This window comes from Aristophania sp. ESL1100 (assembly GCF_058511235.1).
Map to the genome: position 1 here is coordinate 823626 of NZ_CP196394.1, position 18764 is coordinate 842389.

Genomic DNA, 18764 nt, shown 5'->3' on the forward strand with positions numbered 1-18764 from the left:
GGCAAAAAGGGCGGGTAAGGAGATTATCCTCACCCGCCCTTTTATCTTAAAGGAAGGTTCTCTTTTCCGATGATCAGAAGTTGATTTTCAGAGAGCCTGTTGCCCCACTTTCGGTGGAGTGATCGCCATACTGGCCGATATAGGAAAGATCCAGAGCCATCGTATCCGTCAGGCGCGCAGAGATGCCTGTATCAATGATCGCCGCATTGCTTGAAAGCTTGGAGCCGGCGATTTCCATATCATTATTGCCACCAGTCAGAGCAAAAGCTTCATGCTGGTGTGCTTCCAGTTCTCCGAACGCGTGACGATAAGCGGCCATGAAATGCGGCATGAAGATCATCTTGCCGATATTGAACCGGGTTGAAGCCCGCATTCCGAAGGTTGCGAATGTCACACCGGTGTCCGTTCCACGGCCCCGCAAGGCCGCATCGCCATTATGCTCACGATAGCCATTGGTCTGCATATTGACGTAGGCGACGTTCATGAAAGGTTCAAAAACACTGTGCCACTGGTGCATTTTATAGCCGAGTTCAGCAAAGCTCTGGGCGGTTCCACCAAGATAATGGCTTGTGATCTTATGGTTATAGGCCCCCACGATCACATCACGACGTGCATTGATGACGTTCCAGCTATAGGCAACGCCGAGGCGGAGATTGAGCCGTCCCCAATGAGTTCCAGCATAACCGCCGACCGTCACGTTATTGCTGTTACCGGAGGAAGAGCGCCCCTGACTGATATTGAACATGGAGTGCCCATAGGAGAAGAGGCCTCCAACGCGCCAGTTGCTGTTACGGATAGGGGTATCAACGCCCATAATGAAGCCGGTTGTCCGGTCATGCATGGTCGCAGCATTGCCAGTGGCGCTGTTATGACCGATGCTTCCATAGGCCTGACCCCACATGATGGTGTGCTCTGACGAGCAGGCATCATTTTTCTTACCGGTTTTCATGTCATATGTGCTCTGACCCTCGCCTGTATAGTCACAGTCACTATTGGCAAGACGGTTCAGGGCGGCATTACGGATAAAGAAGCTGTCCTGGATTAGGGCTGTACGGATCGAGGCGTGCACTTCACCGGAGAGACTGTCAAGCGCTCTTGGTGCCTGGTCTTTGGTAAGACCCGTTACTGCCGTAATAACGGGATTATCTGAAGCAATATATTCCAGATGATCCAGCCCATGACCTGTTTCAATCTGGTTGCGGGTATGCCCGGCAGAGCCAAAGTTCTGCTTCCCACGTGACAGGACGATATCAATGTCATTGGTGTGGTAGACGAGGGTCGGATCCAGATAGGCATATTGCGCGCCCAGGTTTGTGTTCAATGTGTCATATTGGCCACTGACCCCGTTAGTGGCATTCAGGACATGATAAGCTTCCCCATAAGTCAGCTTGGATGGATCGGAAACATGCAGATCCAGCGTGCCACCATTCAGATTTGCCTTGCCGCCGACCAGAATATGGTCTGAAGACAGTTCATTGGGGCTATAATGATCCGCTTCAGTCAGTTTGTTCCCGGTTTTATCAGCCGTGCCGCGGATACGGACGACAGAGTCCTTACTTGTTGTGAGGTCACCATTAATATGAATGGTGTCTACAGCTTTATCCGCATCACTTGTTCCGACTGCGAGAGTGCCCCCTTTATTGAGGGTGACATTACCCCCGATGGTGCCATTACCACGCAACGTGCCATCGACAGAGGTGTCGCCCTTGGCGGCACTATTATCACCATTAACGATGAGCTCAGCCTTCGTTCCGTCCTTTCCTCCGACGATTGTCTCACCTTGATAGCTGTTCTTACCTGTGAGTGTTTCTGTACCCCCCGACACAGTGAGGCCTCCATTCCCGCTCATTGAGCCGGAATAGGTGCCAGAGGCGTTCGTGAGGGTCAGTGTTCCCTCAAGTTTGCCATCGCCGGTCGTGGGTTCACCAGTATTTTTGTCTACCCCATCCGAAAGTGAACCGACTGAAGCACCTTTATCAGAGACAGTGAAGTTTCCATGATCTTCAGTCAGAGTACCTTTGATGGTATCACCATCGAGTGTCAGATCGCCGCCAGTTTGGTTATAGACGTCGGTTGTGACAGTGTTCCCACCCTTTAGGTGCATAGTGCCAACATTATCGATCGACTCGATGGTTCCACCTGTTGCGGTGAAGGAGTGACCTGCATAATTCCCGACTTGGCCTAATGTGGCATTTTCTGCTGTAACCGTGCCGAAATTGGTGGTCATACCAGAAACGGTGCCGCCATTTATGTCAGTTGTACCGTCATTCGATAAGACGCTACTGATAGATCCTTCCAGGATCAGTTTGGCGTCAGTTCTGACAGTTGTATCACCTGTATAGGTGTTATTACCTGTAAGGGTTTCTGTTCCCCCGGAGACCATGAGGCCACCTTTTCCATCCATTGCGCCGGTATAAGTGCCGGAAGCATTGTTAAGGGCGAGTGTCTCGTCGAGTGTGCCATTGGCAGAGCCGGAGAGGGAGCCTGCTTGAGAAACGTCAGAAGAAGCGGCAGAGACGGTGAATTTTCCACCTTCTGCGTCCAGATTCCCACCGATGATGGCACCATCAAGTTTCAGGTCGCCGCCATCATGATTTGTAACGTCACCTGTAACCTGAGAGACATTTCCGTCTTTATCGGTTCCCAAAGTCATGGAGCCGCTATTATCAGCCTTGGCAATGGTTGTACCATTAGCGGTGAATGTAGCGTCCTTGTCGTTGCTAACCGTTCCGGCAGTTCCGTCAGTCAGTGTGACGTTACTTGCCAGCGTTGCGGTGCCAGCGTGGTTGGCAATATCAGACAATGTGGCGTTTTCAGCGTCAACGTTACCGGAGTTATCGAGCTTTCCAGTGATGCTGTTGCCATCAAGTGTGAGGTGAGCATCCTGATGGTTTGTGACGTCACCTGTGACGCTGGTGCCTATCCCGTTTGTGTCAGTTCCCAAGGTCATGGTGCCGCTATTATCAGCCTTGGCAATGGTTGTACCATTAACGGTGAAGGTAGCGTCCTTGTCGTTGGTAACTGTTCCGGCCGAGCCATCAGTCAGTGTGACGTTACTTGCCAGCGTTGCGGTGCCAGCGTGGTTGGCAATATCAGCCAGTGTGGCGTTTTCAGCGTCAACGTTACCGGAGTTATCGAGCTTTCCAGTGATGCTATTGCCATCAAGTGTGAGGTGAGCACCCTGATGGTTTGTAACGTCACCAGTGACGCTGGTGCCTATCCCGTTTGTGTCGGTTCCCAAAGTCATGGAGCCGCTATTATCAGCCTTGGCAATGGTTGTGCCATTAGCGGTGAATGTAGCGTCCTTGTCGTTGGTAACCGTTCCGGCAGTTCCGTCAGTCAGTGTGACGTTACTTGCCAGCGTTGCGGTGCCAGCGTGGTTGGCAATATCAGCCAGTGTGGCGTTTTCAGCGTCGACGTTACCGGAGTTATCGAGCTTTCCAGTGATGCTGCTGCCATCAAGTGTGAGGTGAGCATCCTGATGGTTTGTAACGTCACCAGTGACGCTGGTGCCTTTCCCGTTTGTGTCGGTTCCCAACGTCATGGTGCCGCTATTGTCGGCGCCGGCAATGGTTGCACCATCTGCGGTGAAGGTGCCGTTGTTGGTAACCTTGCCCCCAATAGTTCCGTCTGTCACAGTGGTTGTGGTGGCGTTATTGAGGTTGCCTGCGATAGAGCCGGTGACGTTCAGCGTTCCGCTAGTGACGTCAGTATCACCTGTATAAGTGTTATTTCCTGCGAGTGTGGTTGTGCCGGTTCCCTGCTGGATAAAGCTTCCATTGCCGGAAATGACCTGGTTGAGTGTCACATCATTGCTGTGGTCGATGACCAATGTGCCGTTATCGGCGATATCATGGTCCCCGACTGAGCCGGTTGTGCTGCCATTACCGAGTTGCAATGTGCCGCCGTCAATCTTGGTTCCCTGGGCGAAGTCATTGTCAGAGGTCAGGATTAGTTTCCCAGCATCTGTTTTATGCAGGGCAATCCCGCCTTCAACGTTGCTGCCATCAATGACGGAATCAATTTCTGCGGTGGTGTTTTTATCGACGTCACTGCCTGTGGTGCCGGGAGCGCTGGCGCCAACCTGGATAACCGTATCAGCATTTGTGGCATAGAGCTTGTCACCCTTGATGACGTAGGTTTTTCCATCCGTATTGGCAAATTGTATGTTGGAGAAGCTGACATGTGCATCAGGACTTCCCTGAACGGTGACGGTTCCGGCATTGCCAGAGAAGATCACACTATTGCCGGAAGTCCATGGCGCATTGATTGTGCCGTCTTCTGTGGTCCAGTTATTGGTCGTGCTGACTTCAGGGGCGGACCAGGTACCGTTACCACCATCAATTTTGCCGTTGCCACTGTTATTATCACCATCCCAGAAAGTGAGTTTATCTCCACCCACCACTACGTTCACCTGATGGTCGATCGATGTCTGAAGAATCCCCTTATTGCTGCCATCAACTGACAGTGTCGTTGAAGCATCCTGGTGAAGTTCCTTGCCATACCCATAAAGGTGATAGACGCCAGCTCCCAAAGTGCCACCAGTGACAGAAGAACTAGCAGCATTGGAATGGAGAACGATATTGCCGGCAAGGTTCAGGTTACCGCTAACATTGACATAATCGTTATAGCGACCACCTGAGACATTTGCTTCTCCCAGACGGAAATCCTGTGTGGAATTTTTATCCAGTGTCAGGTCGCCACCAATAGTGAGGGTGCCAGTTGCATCATTTGTTCCGGCTGCGAGAGTGCCACCATCATTGATGGTGACATTCCCACCGATCGTGCCATTGCCGCGCAATGTGCCATCGACAGAGGTGTCGCCCTTGGCGGCACTATTATCACCACTAACGATAAGCGTAGCATTTTGGCCAACGGACGTATTCCCCGTATAGCTGTTTTTGCCTGTAAGGGTTTCTGTTCCTTTGGAGACAGTGAGACCACCCTTTCCATCCATGGCGCCCGAATAGGTGCCGGAAGCGTTATTAAGAGTGAGAGTGCCGTCAAGTGTGCCACCAGCGGAGCCGGAGAGGGAACCTGCCTGGGCACCGGCAGGAGAGACGGTGAAGTTGCCACCTTGTGCGTCAAGATCACCGCCGATGGTGGCACCATCAAGTTTCAGGTCGCCGCCATCATGGTTTGTAACGTCACCAGTGACGTTGGTGCCTTTCCCGTCTTTATTGGTTCCCAAGGTCATTGAGCCGCTATTATCAGCCTTGGCAATGGTTGTGCCATTAGCGGTGAATGTAGCGCCCTTGTCGTTGGTAACCGTTCCGGCAGTTCCGTCAGTCAGTGAGACGTTACTTGCCAGTGTTGTGGTGCCTGTGTGGTTGTTGAGATCAGCCAGTGTGGCGTTTTCAGCGGTGAAGGTGCCAGAGTTTGTTGTGTCTCCTTTGACAGTTCCACCATTTACGTCAGACTTGCCAGCGTTAAGAAGGGCGCCTGCAAGAGCGGCACTGGAACCATTGAGGTTTAGCCCAGCATCTGCGCTGACGGTTGTATCGCCTGTATAGCTGTTATTGCCTGTAAGGGTTTCTGTTCCTTTTGAGACTGTGAGGCCACCTTTTCCATCCATTGCGCCCGAATAGGAGCCGGATGCGTTATTAAGGGTGAGAGTGCCGTCAAGCGCGCCGTTAGCGGAGCCGGAGAGGGAGCCTGCCTGGGCACCGGCAGCAGAGACGGTGAATTTTCCACCTTCTGCGTCCAGATTACCTCCGATAGTGGCACCATCAAGTTTCAGGTCGCCGCCGTCATGGTTTGTAACGTCGCCAGTGACGCTGGTGCCTTTCCCGTTTGTGTCGGTTCCCAAAGTCATGGAACCGCTATTATCAGCCTTGGCAATGGTTGTGCCATGAGCGGTGAATGTAGCGTCCTTGTCGTTGGTAACCGTTCCGGCAGTTCCGTCAGTCAGTGTGACGTTACTTGCCAGTGTTGCGGTGCCAGCGTGGTTGTCGATATCAGCCAGTGTGGCGTTTTCAGCGTCTACGTTACCGGAGTTATCGAGCTTTCCAGTGATGCTGTTGCCGTTAAGCGTCAGGTGGGCATCCTGATGGTTCGCGACGTCACCAGTGACGCTGGTTCCTATCCCGTTTGTGTCGGTTCCCAAAATCATGGAGCCGCTATTGTCAGCCTTGGCAATGGTTGTGCCATTAGCGGTGAGTGTAGCGTCCTTGTCGTTGGTAACCGTTCCGGCAGAGCCGTCAGTCAGTGTGACGTTACTTGCCAGCGTTGCGGTGCCAGCGTGGTTGGCAATATCAGACAATGTGGCGTTTTCAGCGTCAACGTTACCGGAGTTATCGAGCTTTCCAGTGATGCTATTGCCATCAAGTGTGAGGTGAGCACCCTGATGGTTTGTAACGTCACCAGTGACGCTGGTGCCTATCCCGTTTGTGTCGGTTCCCAAAGTCATGGAGCCGCTATTATCAGCCTTGGCAATGGTTGTGCCATTAGCGGTGAATGTAGCGTCCTTGTCATTGGTAACCGTTCCGGCAGTTCCGTCAGTCAGTGTGACGTTACTTGCCAGCGTTGCGGTGCCTACGTGGTTGTTGAGATCAGCCAGTGTGGCGTTTTCAGCGGTGAAGGTACCGGAGTTTGTTGTGTCTCCTTTGACAGTTCCGCCATTTACGTCAGACTTGCCAGCGTTAAGAAGGGCGCCTGCAAGAGCGGCATTGGAACCATTGAGGTTTAGCCCACCATCTGCGCTGACGGTTGTATCGCCTGTATAGCTGTTATTGCCTGTAAGGGTTTCTGTTCCTTTTGAGACGGTGAGGCCACCCTTTCCATCCATGGCGCCGGTATATGTGCCGGAAGCGTTATTAAGAGTGAGCGTTCCGTCAAGTGCTCCGTTAGCGGAACCGAAGAGGGAGCCTGCCTGGGCACCGGCAGGAGAGACAGTAAAGTTGCCACCTTCTGCGTCCAGATTACCGCTGATGGTTGCCTCATCAAGTTTCAGGTCGCCGCCATCCTTGTTTGTGACGTCACCAGTGACGCTGGTGCCTTTCCCGTTTGTGTCGGTTCCCAAGGTCATGGTGCCGCCATTGTCGGCGCTGGCAATGGTCGCACCATCTGCGGTGAAAGTGCCGCTGTTGGTAACCTTACCCCCAATAGTTCCGTCCGTGACAGTGGTTGTGGTGGCGTTATTGAGGTTCCCGGCGATAGTGCCGGTGACGTTCAGCGTTCCGCCAGTGACATCAGTGTCACCTGTATAAGTGTTATTTCCTGCGAGTGTGGTTGTGCCGGTTCCCTGCTGGATAAAGCTGCCATTGCCAGAAATGACCTGGTTGAGTGTCACATCATTGCTGTGGTCGATGACCAATGTGCCGTTATCGGCGATATCATGGTCCCCGACTGAGCCGGTTGTGCCGCCATTACCGAGTTGCACTGTGCCGCCGTCAATCTGGGTTCCCTGAGCAAAGTCATTGTCAGAGGTCAGGATCAGTTTCCCGGCATCTGTTTTATGTAGGGCTGTTCCTGTCCCGCCTTCAACCAGGCTGCCATCAATGACGGAATCAATTTCTGCGGTGGTGTTTTTATCGACATCACTGCCTGAGGTGCCGGGAGCGCTGGCGCCAACCTGGATAACTGTATCAGCCTGTGTGGCATAGAGCTTGTCACCTTTGATGACGTAGGTTTTTCCATCCGTATTGGCAAATTGCAGCTTGGAGAAATAGACGTGCGCATCAGGGTTGTCCTGAACTGTGACGGTTCCAGCATCTCCAGAGAAGATGGCAGTATTGCCAGAGACCCATGGCGCATTGGGTATGCCATCTTCTGAGGTCCAGTTATTGGTCTTGCTGACTTCAGGGGCAGTCCAGGTACCGGAACCACCATCAATTTTGCCATTGCCACTGCCGTCATCAGTGCGGTGGCTTGTATCATCACCATCCCAGAAAGTGAGTTTATCGCCACCTACTATGGCGTTAACCTGGCCCTGGATGGCCGTCTGAAGGGTTGGGTCCTTTCCATCCTGCGTGGTGTATCCACTTCCCATAGAAAGTGAGGTTGAGGAATTGAGATCAAGCTTTCCCTTATAACCATAGAGGTGATAAAGGCCGATTCCCAGCTCATTATTTGTGGTAGAGCGGTCGTTATTATTGACCTCCAGGACGATATTTCCGGCCAGGTTCAGGTTACCACCGACAGTGACGTAGTCACTATTCTGGCCACCTGCAACATTTGCCTGCCCCAGACGGAAGCGCTGGGTGGAGTTCTCTCCCAGTGTCAGGTTCCCTTTAATCTTAAGAGTGCCTGTTGAATCAGCGGTTCCTGCAGCGAGGATAGAACTGTCATTGACGGTGACATCCCCGCCAATAGTGCCAGTGCCGCGCAATGTGCCACCGTTCGTAATAGTGGTCTGGCCTGTTGCCCCACTATTATCGCCATTAACGTCAAGCTCGGCTTTTCCCGAGACTTTTGTTTCACCTTTATAGCTGTTCGTGCCTGTAAGGGTTTCTATTTCGGTCGGGGTGTCACCGCCAGCATAATGAAGCAGCCTTTCATCAGGAGATTGCGTTTTTGTTTCCCCTGATATGGTGAGACCGCCAGTGCCTGAAAGTGATCCGGAATAGGTATCTGTGACCCCATTGAGGGTAAGTGTTCCGATAAGTGTGCCGTTACCAGAGCCTTTGAGGGAGGCTGCCGTAGCCCCATCTTTTTCAACGGTGAAAGTTCCACCATCATTATAAAGCGTCTCATTGATGGTAGCATTATTGAGCGTCAGTTCACCGCTGTTCTTATTAGTGACATCAGAGGCGTAATTGCCCGTATCTAACGTCATAGAGCCGCTATTCGTGATCACTTCGTTTGTTCCACCATGTGCGGTGAAGGTAGCGCCTTTATCGTTGGTGAGTTGATAGACGTTGGAGTCAGTCATTATGACCTGACTGGATTCGTCTGTACTGCCTGCATGATTGTCAAGCGTCTCTAATGTGGCGTGATCAGCGTTGACTGTGCCAGCATTATCGAGCTCTCCAGTGATGTTATCACTATTAAGTGTCAGAGTGGCACCATCATGGTTTGTGACATTGCCAGTGACCTGATTACCTGTCCCGCTTGCATCGGCGTCCAGGGTCATGGTGCCGCTATTCTCAGCATTGGTAATGGTCCCACCATGTGCGGTGAAGGTAGCGCCCTTATCGTTGATGACGGTTCCGGCAGTGGTGTCCGTTAAAGTGGCATTACTGAGCTGTTCTGTAGTGCTGGCATGATTGTCAATATCAGACAGCGTGGCGTGATCAGCGGTGACGGTACCGGCATTATCGAGCTTGCCAGTAATGCTATCACCATTGAGTGTCAGATCGGCACCATCATGGTTTGTGACATCACCAGTGACCTGATTACCTGTCCCGTTTGCATCGGTGTCCAGGGTCATATGCCCGCTATTATCGGCAGTGGTGAGCGTTCCACCATGAGCGGTGAAGGTGCCGGAGTTTGTGGTTACTCCTGCAATGGTTCCGCTGGTTAGGGTCGTTGTTCCAGCGTTATTAAGGGTCCCTGCAAGAGCGGCATTGGCGCCAGTGAGGTTTAGCCCACCATCTGCTTTGACGGTTGTATCGCCTTTATAGCTGTTTGTGCCTGTAAGGGTTTCTGTTCCCCCTGCTACCGTGAGACCACCATTTCCGTCCATGACGCCTGAATAGGTGCCGGATGCGTTATTAAGGGTGAGGGTTCCGTCAAGTTCACCACCAGCGGAGCCGGAGAGGGAGCCTGCTTGAGCACCGGCAGCAGATACCGTGAAGTTGCCACCTTCTGCGTCCAGAGTGCCGTCGATAACATTTCCATTAAGGGCGAGGGTACCATCTGACTGGGTAACATCACCAGTGACTTCATTATGGTTGCCATTATCATCGGACCCCAAAGTCATGGTGCCACTATTTGTGACCTTGGCGATCGTCCCGCTATTTGCGGTGAAGGCCGCGCCCTGAGCATTGGTGACAGTGTTGGCAGTGGTACCGTCTTTTAACTCAGCAGTGCCGGCATTATTGGCAATATCAGCCAATGTGGCGTTTTCAGCAGTGAATGTGCCTGTATTTGTTGTGGCGCCAGCAGCTTTTCCGTTATTGACATCGGTTGTGCCTTCATTGGTCAAAGTGCCCTGAATTGAACTTGTCAGATTCAGGCCCGCACCAGTTCCAACGAATGTATCGCCCGTATAAGTGTTGTTATTTGCAAGTGTCTGTGTGCCACCTGTAATGGCCAGACTACCCCCATCACCGGAAATAACGCCGGAATAAACCTTGTCAGAATTGGCATCGGTCAGCGTCAGTTTGCTGCCACCAAGGAAGATGTTTCCTTCCCCTTCAATGCTTTTTACAGCCGCTTTGCCATCCTTTGAGCCACTGACGTCAAATTGTGCCCCAGAGTCAATCGCCAGGCTGGATGAGGCAATGCTGCCGTCGTCAGTGAGGGCGAGTGTTCCATCCTTAACCGTTGTGCTGCCTGTATAGGTGTTTTCAGTTGTAAGTGTCTCTGTTCCTGTTCCGACTTTTACGATGCTTCCGCCAGTACCACCATTTTGGCTATCGTCCCAAATTGTCCCTCTGATTGTACCATCTCTGCTTGTTATTGTATTGTTACCGGGTAGTGTGTCCAATGTACCAATGGTTAAGGTATTTCCTCCAAGATAAATACTGCTATTAGTGTCAATGTAACCAATAGATAATCCATTAGGGTTGGTAACTTTGGAAATATCTATTTGTCCATGCATATCATAGATAATAGCATTATTGGCCGTGGTATTTCCGGAAAAAATTACGTTCCCATAACCACGCATCGATACATGGTCGGCGGAGCTGTTATCTTCGAAAAATGCGTTGTCGCCACCATCCAAATATATGGTTGATTGTCCAGCGTTACTATTATCTTTAAAGTATAGGTGGCTTCCTGATTTTATAAAGAAGGATGCATTTTCTGCGTCACTATGATCCGTGAATACAATTTTTGTATCTCTACTGTTAGGATAGTTTGTGTTTAGCTTTGCACTTCCACCTTTGCTGTAATCTTTAAAAAGAAGAGAAGTTCCAGAATATACATTGATGGTGGCTTCTTTGGCGCTACTATTTCCAAGGAATTGGACTTGGCTGGCATCTTTTCTTTCATTAGGAGTGACTATATCGATTGTTGAAGTCCCTGCATCAGCATCAGTATCAAACTCTAGCAGGCTTGAATCATACAATGTGATATGAGCGGCACCAGCAGTACCGTGATTCTGAAACTGGAAATGGTCAGAGTCATTTAACGAAATAGTGGCATTACCAGCTGTGCTGTTGTCCCCATCAAATAGTACAGAGCTGTCGGACACTGAGACGTCATGATAGCCGAGAGAGGAACCGGCATTCATATTGATGTTGGAGCCGTCAAAAGAGACTTTTCCGCCGTGATTATCTGCAGTAGAGGCGCCAAACGGATTCAGGGTGTCGACATTGACGGTGAAATAATAATGTGAGGGATCAGTATCGTCATAGCTGGTTTTATACCCCGAGATTGTTGTGCCGCCTGTATAGCTGCTATCATGCTTCAGGTTGAGTGTTGCATTTTGGGAAGTCCCGGCAGCGACAGAGGCGGGGATCACATAGTTCACGCCACCAGTGCCAGTGATGTCCTCATTGGTCGTAAATGTGTGACCGTCATCGATCTGGATGATGTTCTTATTATTTCCTAAAACGATTTTTCGAGTTGTCTCATTTCCCTGATTAACCGGCTGTCCCTGGTTCCAATCACTCGTGAGTTCAAGAGTTCCCCCATTAAGGGCGAGTTCTGTACCAGCGGCACCCAGATTATGGTCGTCAGAAATGGCGAGTGATCCATCAGCAATAACAGTGCCGCCCCTATAGGTATTTTGTCCCCCGAGAGTGAGGCTTCCTTTATCCGTTTTAACCAGCGTGGTGGGGCTACCGTCTGCGTCAGCGATGGTGGCATTGATGACCGCGTTATCAGTATAGCCTGTCTCTGTGCCATTGCCGACACGTATGGTGGAAACAAGATTGGAAGAGTTATAGAGATATCCGTTTTTCTCTGCGTCTTCTTTGGAACCTTGATTTGTTACGCCAAAATATTCTTCATTAGGCTTTGTGCCATAAGGAATCTTGTTATTAGAGTCGGAGGCATCGGGCTTTGCATCACTGGAAGAGGTGCCATTGGCGGTTGTCTCATTGGAAGTTACGTCACCGGAAGGAGTGCTATTGGAGGCTGTGCCATCGGGCTTTGTTCCGTTGGAAGTTGCGTCATCGGAAGAGGTGCTATCGGCGACTGGGGGGCTGGCATATTGGCTGCCGTGGAGGATCAGTTTGCCTGCGTCTCCTTCGGCTATTGTGAAATTGGTGCCGTTAGAAGGATCAAACTGCATACCGCCAACATCAACATTGCCTTGTACTGTTACGGTTCCGCCATTATGCTGGAAAATGGCGAAATCACCACTCTGCCATGAGGCATTTTTGCTTCCGTCAGCTGAAGTCCAGTTTGTCGTGTCATCCGCATTCTGCTTCCAGACGCCATCGCCCCCATCGATTATGTTATTTGATGGAGAATTACTTCCATCCCAGAAAGAAAGCTTATCTGACCCATTCGTGAAGACGACATTGACGCGGCCTTGACCGGTCTGGAGCTGGTCTGTTTTATCGACACCATCAATCAGCAGGCGGTTATTTTTACCTAATGTAAGATCGCCATTATATGTATAGAGATTCTGGACGCCGGATCCTAATGATGAGGACAGATCCGTTGTGTTGATGGTGCCATTGAGTGTCAGATTACCACCAACAACAAAAGACCCCTCTTTTCCTTTCCCTGAGTCAGATGAGTCGCTGAGGTTTGTGAAATCAGACGTTCCCTCCATGTCCAGATTGCCACCAATTTCCAGCTTGGAGGCTTTTACCTTATTGAATGTAAGGGTGCCACCATGCTCTATGGTCGTCGTGCTGCCGGCTGCCCCTATGGAACCGGTTCCTGCCAGGGTTCCTCCGTCTTCTATGGTGACTTTACTTGTGCCGTCGGTGCTTCCGTAAACAAAGAGCTGTCCGCCATTTTCAACCGTTGTCGTCCCTGTATAGGTGTTCGCACCATTCAGATCGACGCCAACATTGGTTTTCCCTACATCCAGGCTTACCTGGTCCGTAAGTGTACCATGGTCACCAGAACCAAAAACCTCTTTACCGTGTTCATTTATGGTATCAGGATTATCGGGATCTGTAACGATCGCACCAATTACTTTTACAGTACCACTTCCGGTAATTGTACCAGCTATAACGCCTTGGTCACTATCACCATCTTTTCCAATGGAATCAGCGTTCGTTATGATAAGATTATTTGACCCAAGATTGATCGTTGGGTCTGCGCCTTCTATGATATGTCCCTTCTCATCCTTTTGATAATTTGTATTCAGATTGGTGATAGTGACTGGTTGAGTGGCCCCTGAAATATCGAATGTTCCGTTGGTTGAAACAAAAACATTGCCTGAATTTGCAATGCTGCCACTGCCGGAAAGAGAGAGTGAGCCATTTATGATATTTGTTGCGCCGGTATAATCATTTGTTCCGGTCAGGGTCAGGCTATGTTGTGTCCCATTGGACAGGTTCAGACCGCCAGCTCCTGAAATCGTGCCTGCAAAACTGTTATCAGCATTCGCATTTGCCAGGGACAGTGTCTTGTCACCGAGAAGAATAGTGCCGGCACCATTCAGAGCATTCAGCGAAGTACCGCTGCTCTTTGTGCCGCTTATGTCAAATGTTGCCCCATCTGCCATCGTAAGGCCGGATGTCGCTGCAATGCTTCCATCTCCCGAGAGGGCGAGGGTTCCCTGTTTGATATCTGTGGCGCCGTGATAATCATTATAGGTCGTGAGGATGGTTGTTCCGGGGCCGTCATGTATAAGGGACCCGTTATAATCGTTAAAGGCGTCCGTTACGGTATCAGTCTGTCCCTGTGCGGGAGTGAAGGTCTTATCAGCATAAGCAATATCGGGAAGAGCCGAGAGGAGTGCTGTGCTGCTTAATAAAGCAATGACACTGACTGAAACGCCAATAGAGCTCGAGTGGGCTCTTTTCCCTTTGTAAGAGTCATTAATCTTACGGCTTTGAGTGCCTGTTTCTTTAACTGCATGAGAGAGTTTCTTGCCGAACAAAAACGTATTTTTAGCCATGATTAAAGACCCTTACTTTTTATTCAAGAGTAATTTGGTCCCGTTTTCTATATCATTAAAAATTAAGAATCCAGATATAAATATGGATTAGTCCTATTTTTGACAAAAAAACAGATTTATTTAATCTTTTGTTAATAATCTCCCATTTTTTCTTGAGGTTATCGCGTGGTAAAGTGATGGTGACTCTCATATATTGATAAAGCTTTATGTGATATAATGAGAGATAGATTTAACTTGTTATGTTTTTAAAAAATGACTGTTTCGATCGTAATGGATTAGAACACGTATTTATATTATAACTTACTGTTTATATTGAAAATTATATTGATTTCTTAGGATGTAAATTACCTTTTTGAGGTCTATTTATGCTTTATATAAAATATCTGTGAAGTGGGTTGGAAAGGCTGGCTCATAATCTGTCAGCCAGGCAAAAAGGGCGGGTGAGGAGATTATCCCCACCCGCCCTTTCTCTTAAAGAAAGCTTCTCTTTTCTGATGATCAGAAGTTGATTTTCAGAGAGCCTGTTGCCCCACTTTCGGTGGAGTGATCGCCATACTGGCCGATATAGGAAAGATCCAGAGCCATCGTATCTGTCAGGCGTGCTGAGATGCCTGTATCAATGATCGCCGCATTGCTTGAGAGTTTGGATCCAGCGATTTCCATATCATTATTGCCACCAGTCAGAGCAAAAGCTTCATGCTGATGGGCCTCCAGTTCTCCGAACGCATGACGATAAGCGGCCATGAAATGCGGCATGAAGATCATCTTGCCGATATTGAACCGGGTTGAAGCCCGCATTCCGAAGGTTGCGAATGTCACACCGGTGTCCGTTCCACGGCCCCGCAAGGCAGCATCGCCATTATGCTCACGATAGCCATTGGTCTGCATATTGACGTAGGCGACGTTCATGAAAGGTTCAAAAACGCTGTGCCACTGGTGCATTTTATAGCCGAGTTCAGCAAAGCTCTGGGCCGTTCCACCAAGATAATGGCTTGTAATCTTATGGTTATAGGCCCCCACGATCACATCACGACGTGCATTGATGACGTTCCAGCTATAGGCAACGCCGAGGCGGAGATTGAGCCGTCCCCAATGGGTTCCAGCATAACCGCCGACCGTCACGTTATTGCTGTTACCGGAGGAAGAGCGCCCCTGACTGATATTGAACATGGAGTGCCCATAGGAGAAGAGGCCTCCAACGCGCCAGTTGCTGTTACGGATAGGGGTATCAACGCCCATAATGAAGCCTGTTGTCCGGTCATGCATGGTCGCAGCATTGCCAGTGGCACTGTTATGACCGATGCTTCCGTAAGCCTGACCCCACATGATGGTGTGCTCTGACGAGCAGGCATCATTTTTCTTACCGGTTTTCATGTCATAAGTGCTCTGACCCTCGCCTGTATAGTCACAGTCACTATTGGCAAGACGGTTCAGGGCGGCATTACGGATAAAGAAGCTGTCCTGGATCAGGGCTGTGCGGATCGAGGCGTGTACTTCTCCTGAGAGGTTATCCAGGGCTTTCGGGGCATCCTTTTTGGTCAGATCAGTCATGGCTGAGAGAAGAGGGGTGTCCAGGGTTAACATACGCTCTAACGAGTCCAGGCCCATTCCAACCCCAGTCTGTGTCGATGTAACGGCAGGGGCCTCAAATTTTTGCTGACCACGTTTAAGGACGATCTCTACATCATTGGCATGATAGGTAAGGGTCGGAGCCAGATAGGCATATTGCTCACCTAAATTGGTATCGAGCTTATCATATTGGCCCGTAACCCCTTTGGAGGCGTTTAAGACGTGATAGGCCTCATCATACGTAAGTTTGCTGGGATCGGAGACGTGGAGGTCAAGAGTGCCGCCATTGAGCGTTGCTTTCCCGTCAACAAGAACATGGTCTGAAGCAAGCTCATCAGGGTGATAATTATGGGCTTCATTAAGCTTGTTGCCAGTTTTATCAGTGGTGCCACGAATGCGCAGGACAGAGTCCTTATTCGAGGTAAGGTCACCTTTAATGTGAAGCGTCTCAGCCGTTTTGTTTAAAAGAGCGTTTCCAACCGCAAGAGTTCCGCCTGACTCTATGGTGACATTGCCACCAATTGTACCATCGCCGCGTAACGTACCAGACACGGAGGTATCCCCAGTGGCGCCGCTCTGATCGCCATTAATAATGAGCTCGGCACCACTATTAATTAATGTGGCTCCTTTATAGCTATTATTGCCGGAAAGGAGTTCTGTGCCGCCTGATATAATGAGGCCTCCTTCTCCTTTCATGGTGCCTGTATAGATACCTACAGAGGCATCAGGATCGCCGGTAAGGGTCAGGTTTCCATCAAGTTCCCCATCACCAGTTGTTATTTCACCAGTGCTATCATCTACCATGTCAGTAAGGGAACCGACTGAAGCGCCATTCTTGCTGACTGTGAAATTCCCGCCAGCTTCAATCAGGCTTCCTTGAATGGTATCGCCATCAAGTGTGAGCTGTCCATTTGTATCATTGGTGACACTGCTCTCGACGTTATTGCCGGTCTCTAACGCCATGGTGCCACTATTTTCAATCTCCTCAATATCTCCATTTTTGGCATCAAATTGCCCATTATCATTATTTAGGACATACCCATAGACGTCGCTTCCATCGAGTTTTACGATGCCATCATTCATAAGGCTTGCGGCCATCCCTCCAGTTGCTTCGACCGTAGCGCCAATAGCGTTGGTGATATTTGTGGCATTGCTATTGATTAATGTGGTCTTTCCGGCATTATTGTCGAGACTTGCTAATCTGGCGTTATGAGCATTAAGAGAGCTGTAATTACTGGAAGAAAACGCGATGCGGGTCCCATCGAGGGTCATAGTCCCGCTATTTTTAAAGCTATTAATCGTGCCACTGGTTGCTCCGAAAATAGCTCCTTTAGCGTTGGTGACATCTTCAGCATAGCTATTTGTTAAAGTTGTTTCTCCAGCATTATTGTCAATATTTGAAAATGTGGCATTTTTACCGGTAAGTGTGCCAGTATTCGTCGTAAGACCGCTAACTTTGCCACCCTCAGTGACATTGGTAGTTCCTTCATTATTAAGTGATGAACCTGTAAGATTGACCAGGGTGCCGATGGCAGCGTTTGCACCAGTGACGTTTAAAGTGCCATTTTTTTCAACAGTTGTTCCACCACTATAGGTATTTTTACCTGTTAGAGTTTCGGTCCCACCGGATATAGTGAGGTTTCCAGTGCCCGTTATTGAACCAGAATAGGTATCAGAGGCATTGGTAAGGGTGAGGGTGCCTTCAAGTGTGGTATATTGGGCAGACCCGGAAAGAGAGCCGATAGTCGCGCCACTCTGCGTAATGTCTACTGAGCCCCCTGTTACGTCCAGAGTTTTATCAATTGTGGCATCATCAAGCGTTAGATAGCCGTCTGATTGGGAGACGTTACCAGTGACTTCGCTCTTTTGGTCTAATGTCGCATAGCTACTATTATTAATCGTGTCGATTTTTGCACCATGTGCGGTGAAAAATGCATTTTGGGCGTTTGTGACTGTTCCTGCACTGCCACCTGTGAGTGTTACTGATCCCGCATTATTAACAATGTCTTCTAAAGTGGCGTTTTCAGCAGTGACGGTGTGCGTATTTGTAATAGTGCCTGAAAGTGTGGTGTTATTAACATCCGTGGTACCATTATTTTCAATGCCTCCGATAATGGTGCCTGTTAGCATCAAGGTACCATCGGGACCGACGACTGTTCCACTGGTGTAACTATTATTCCCTGATAATGTTTCATTTCCTTTTGATAAAGTGAAACGACCATCGCCGGACATTTCGCCTGAATATGTACTATAAGATGCGTCTGTAAGAGTGATATTGCCTTCAAGTTTAATATTCGAAGAACCACTTAAGGAGCCAATAGATGTATTGTTCTTGGTGACAGTGGTATCTCCTCCTGTTACGCTTAAGGTTCCGTCAATAATATTTCCATCCAGTGTGAGACTGCCCTTGTCAGAGGAGACGCCTTCAGTGACTTCATTGCCGCCTTGCAGTGTCATTACGCCGGAATTATCGATTGTTAGAATTTTTCCCCCAGTTGCTGTGAATGAGGAAATATTTCCGTTTATGCCATTATAGTTATTGACATTTCCCGTTAATGTAGCGTTTTCAGCTGTTATATCCCCCCAATTATATATATTACCTGTTGCCGTTCCGTTATTGACATCAATATGTCCGCCATTATTTGATATTTGACTCGTGACGGAGCCCGTTATGTTTAGCGTACTGGATCCAGCAACATTTGTGCTGCCAGTATAGCTGTTATTACCAGAAAGTGTTTCTGTTCCACCTTGAAGAGAGAGACCTCCTGTGCCTGAAAGGGAACCTGAATAGTCATCAGATGCATTGGTAAGGGTGAGAAAGGTTGCATTTGGGCTGCTGCTATTAATAACACCATTGCCAGCCCCTGAAAGGGAATTGGCAATTAAACCTTTATCCGCAACTGTGATGTTTCCATCTTTTTGGATGTCTAATTTTCCATTGATGATCTCACCATTAAAGCTTTGGCTCTCGCCAGCATGAATTGTAACGTCAGGACTTTGAGCCGAGGAAGAGGGGAGCGTATCATCGGCATAAGCCATATGGGAAAACCCGGTAAGAAGG

General features: G+C 49.4%; 2 protein-coding genes. Both read right to left on the reverse strand.

The window, feature by feature from the left end; translation table 11 throughout:
- Positions 1-73: 73 nt before the first annotated feature.
- Positions 74-14134, reverse strand: a complete 14061-nt coding sequence (locus ACSYSY_RS04065; protein ID WP_491708020.1) for an autotransporter-associated beta strand repeat-containing protein — start codon at positions 14132-14134, stop codon at positions 74-76.
- Between the two features lie 498 nt (positions 14135-14632).
- A complete protein-coding gene (locus ACSYSY_RS04070; protein ID WP_491708021.1) occupies positions 14633-18742 on the reverse strand; it encodes an autotransporter domain-containing protein in 4110 nt (1369 codons plus the stop codon).
- Positions 18743-18764: the final 22 nt, after the last annotated feature.

Bases quoted from the DNA above. Each gene is read 5' to 3' on its own strand.
- ACSYSY_RS04065 (WP_491708020.1), bottom strand. From the start codon at position 14,134: ATGGCTAAAAATACGTTTTTGTTCGGCAAGAAACTCTCTCATGCAGTT.
- ACSYSY_RS04070 (WP_491708021.1), bottom strand. From the start codon at position 18,742: ATGGCTTATGCCGATGATACGCTCCCCTCTTCCTCGGCTCAAAGTCCT.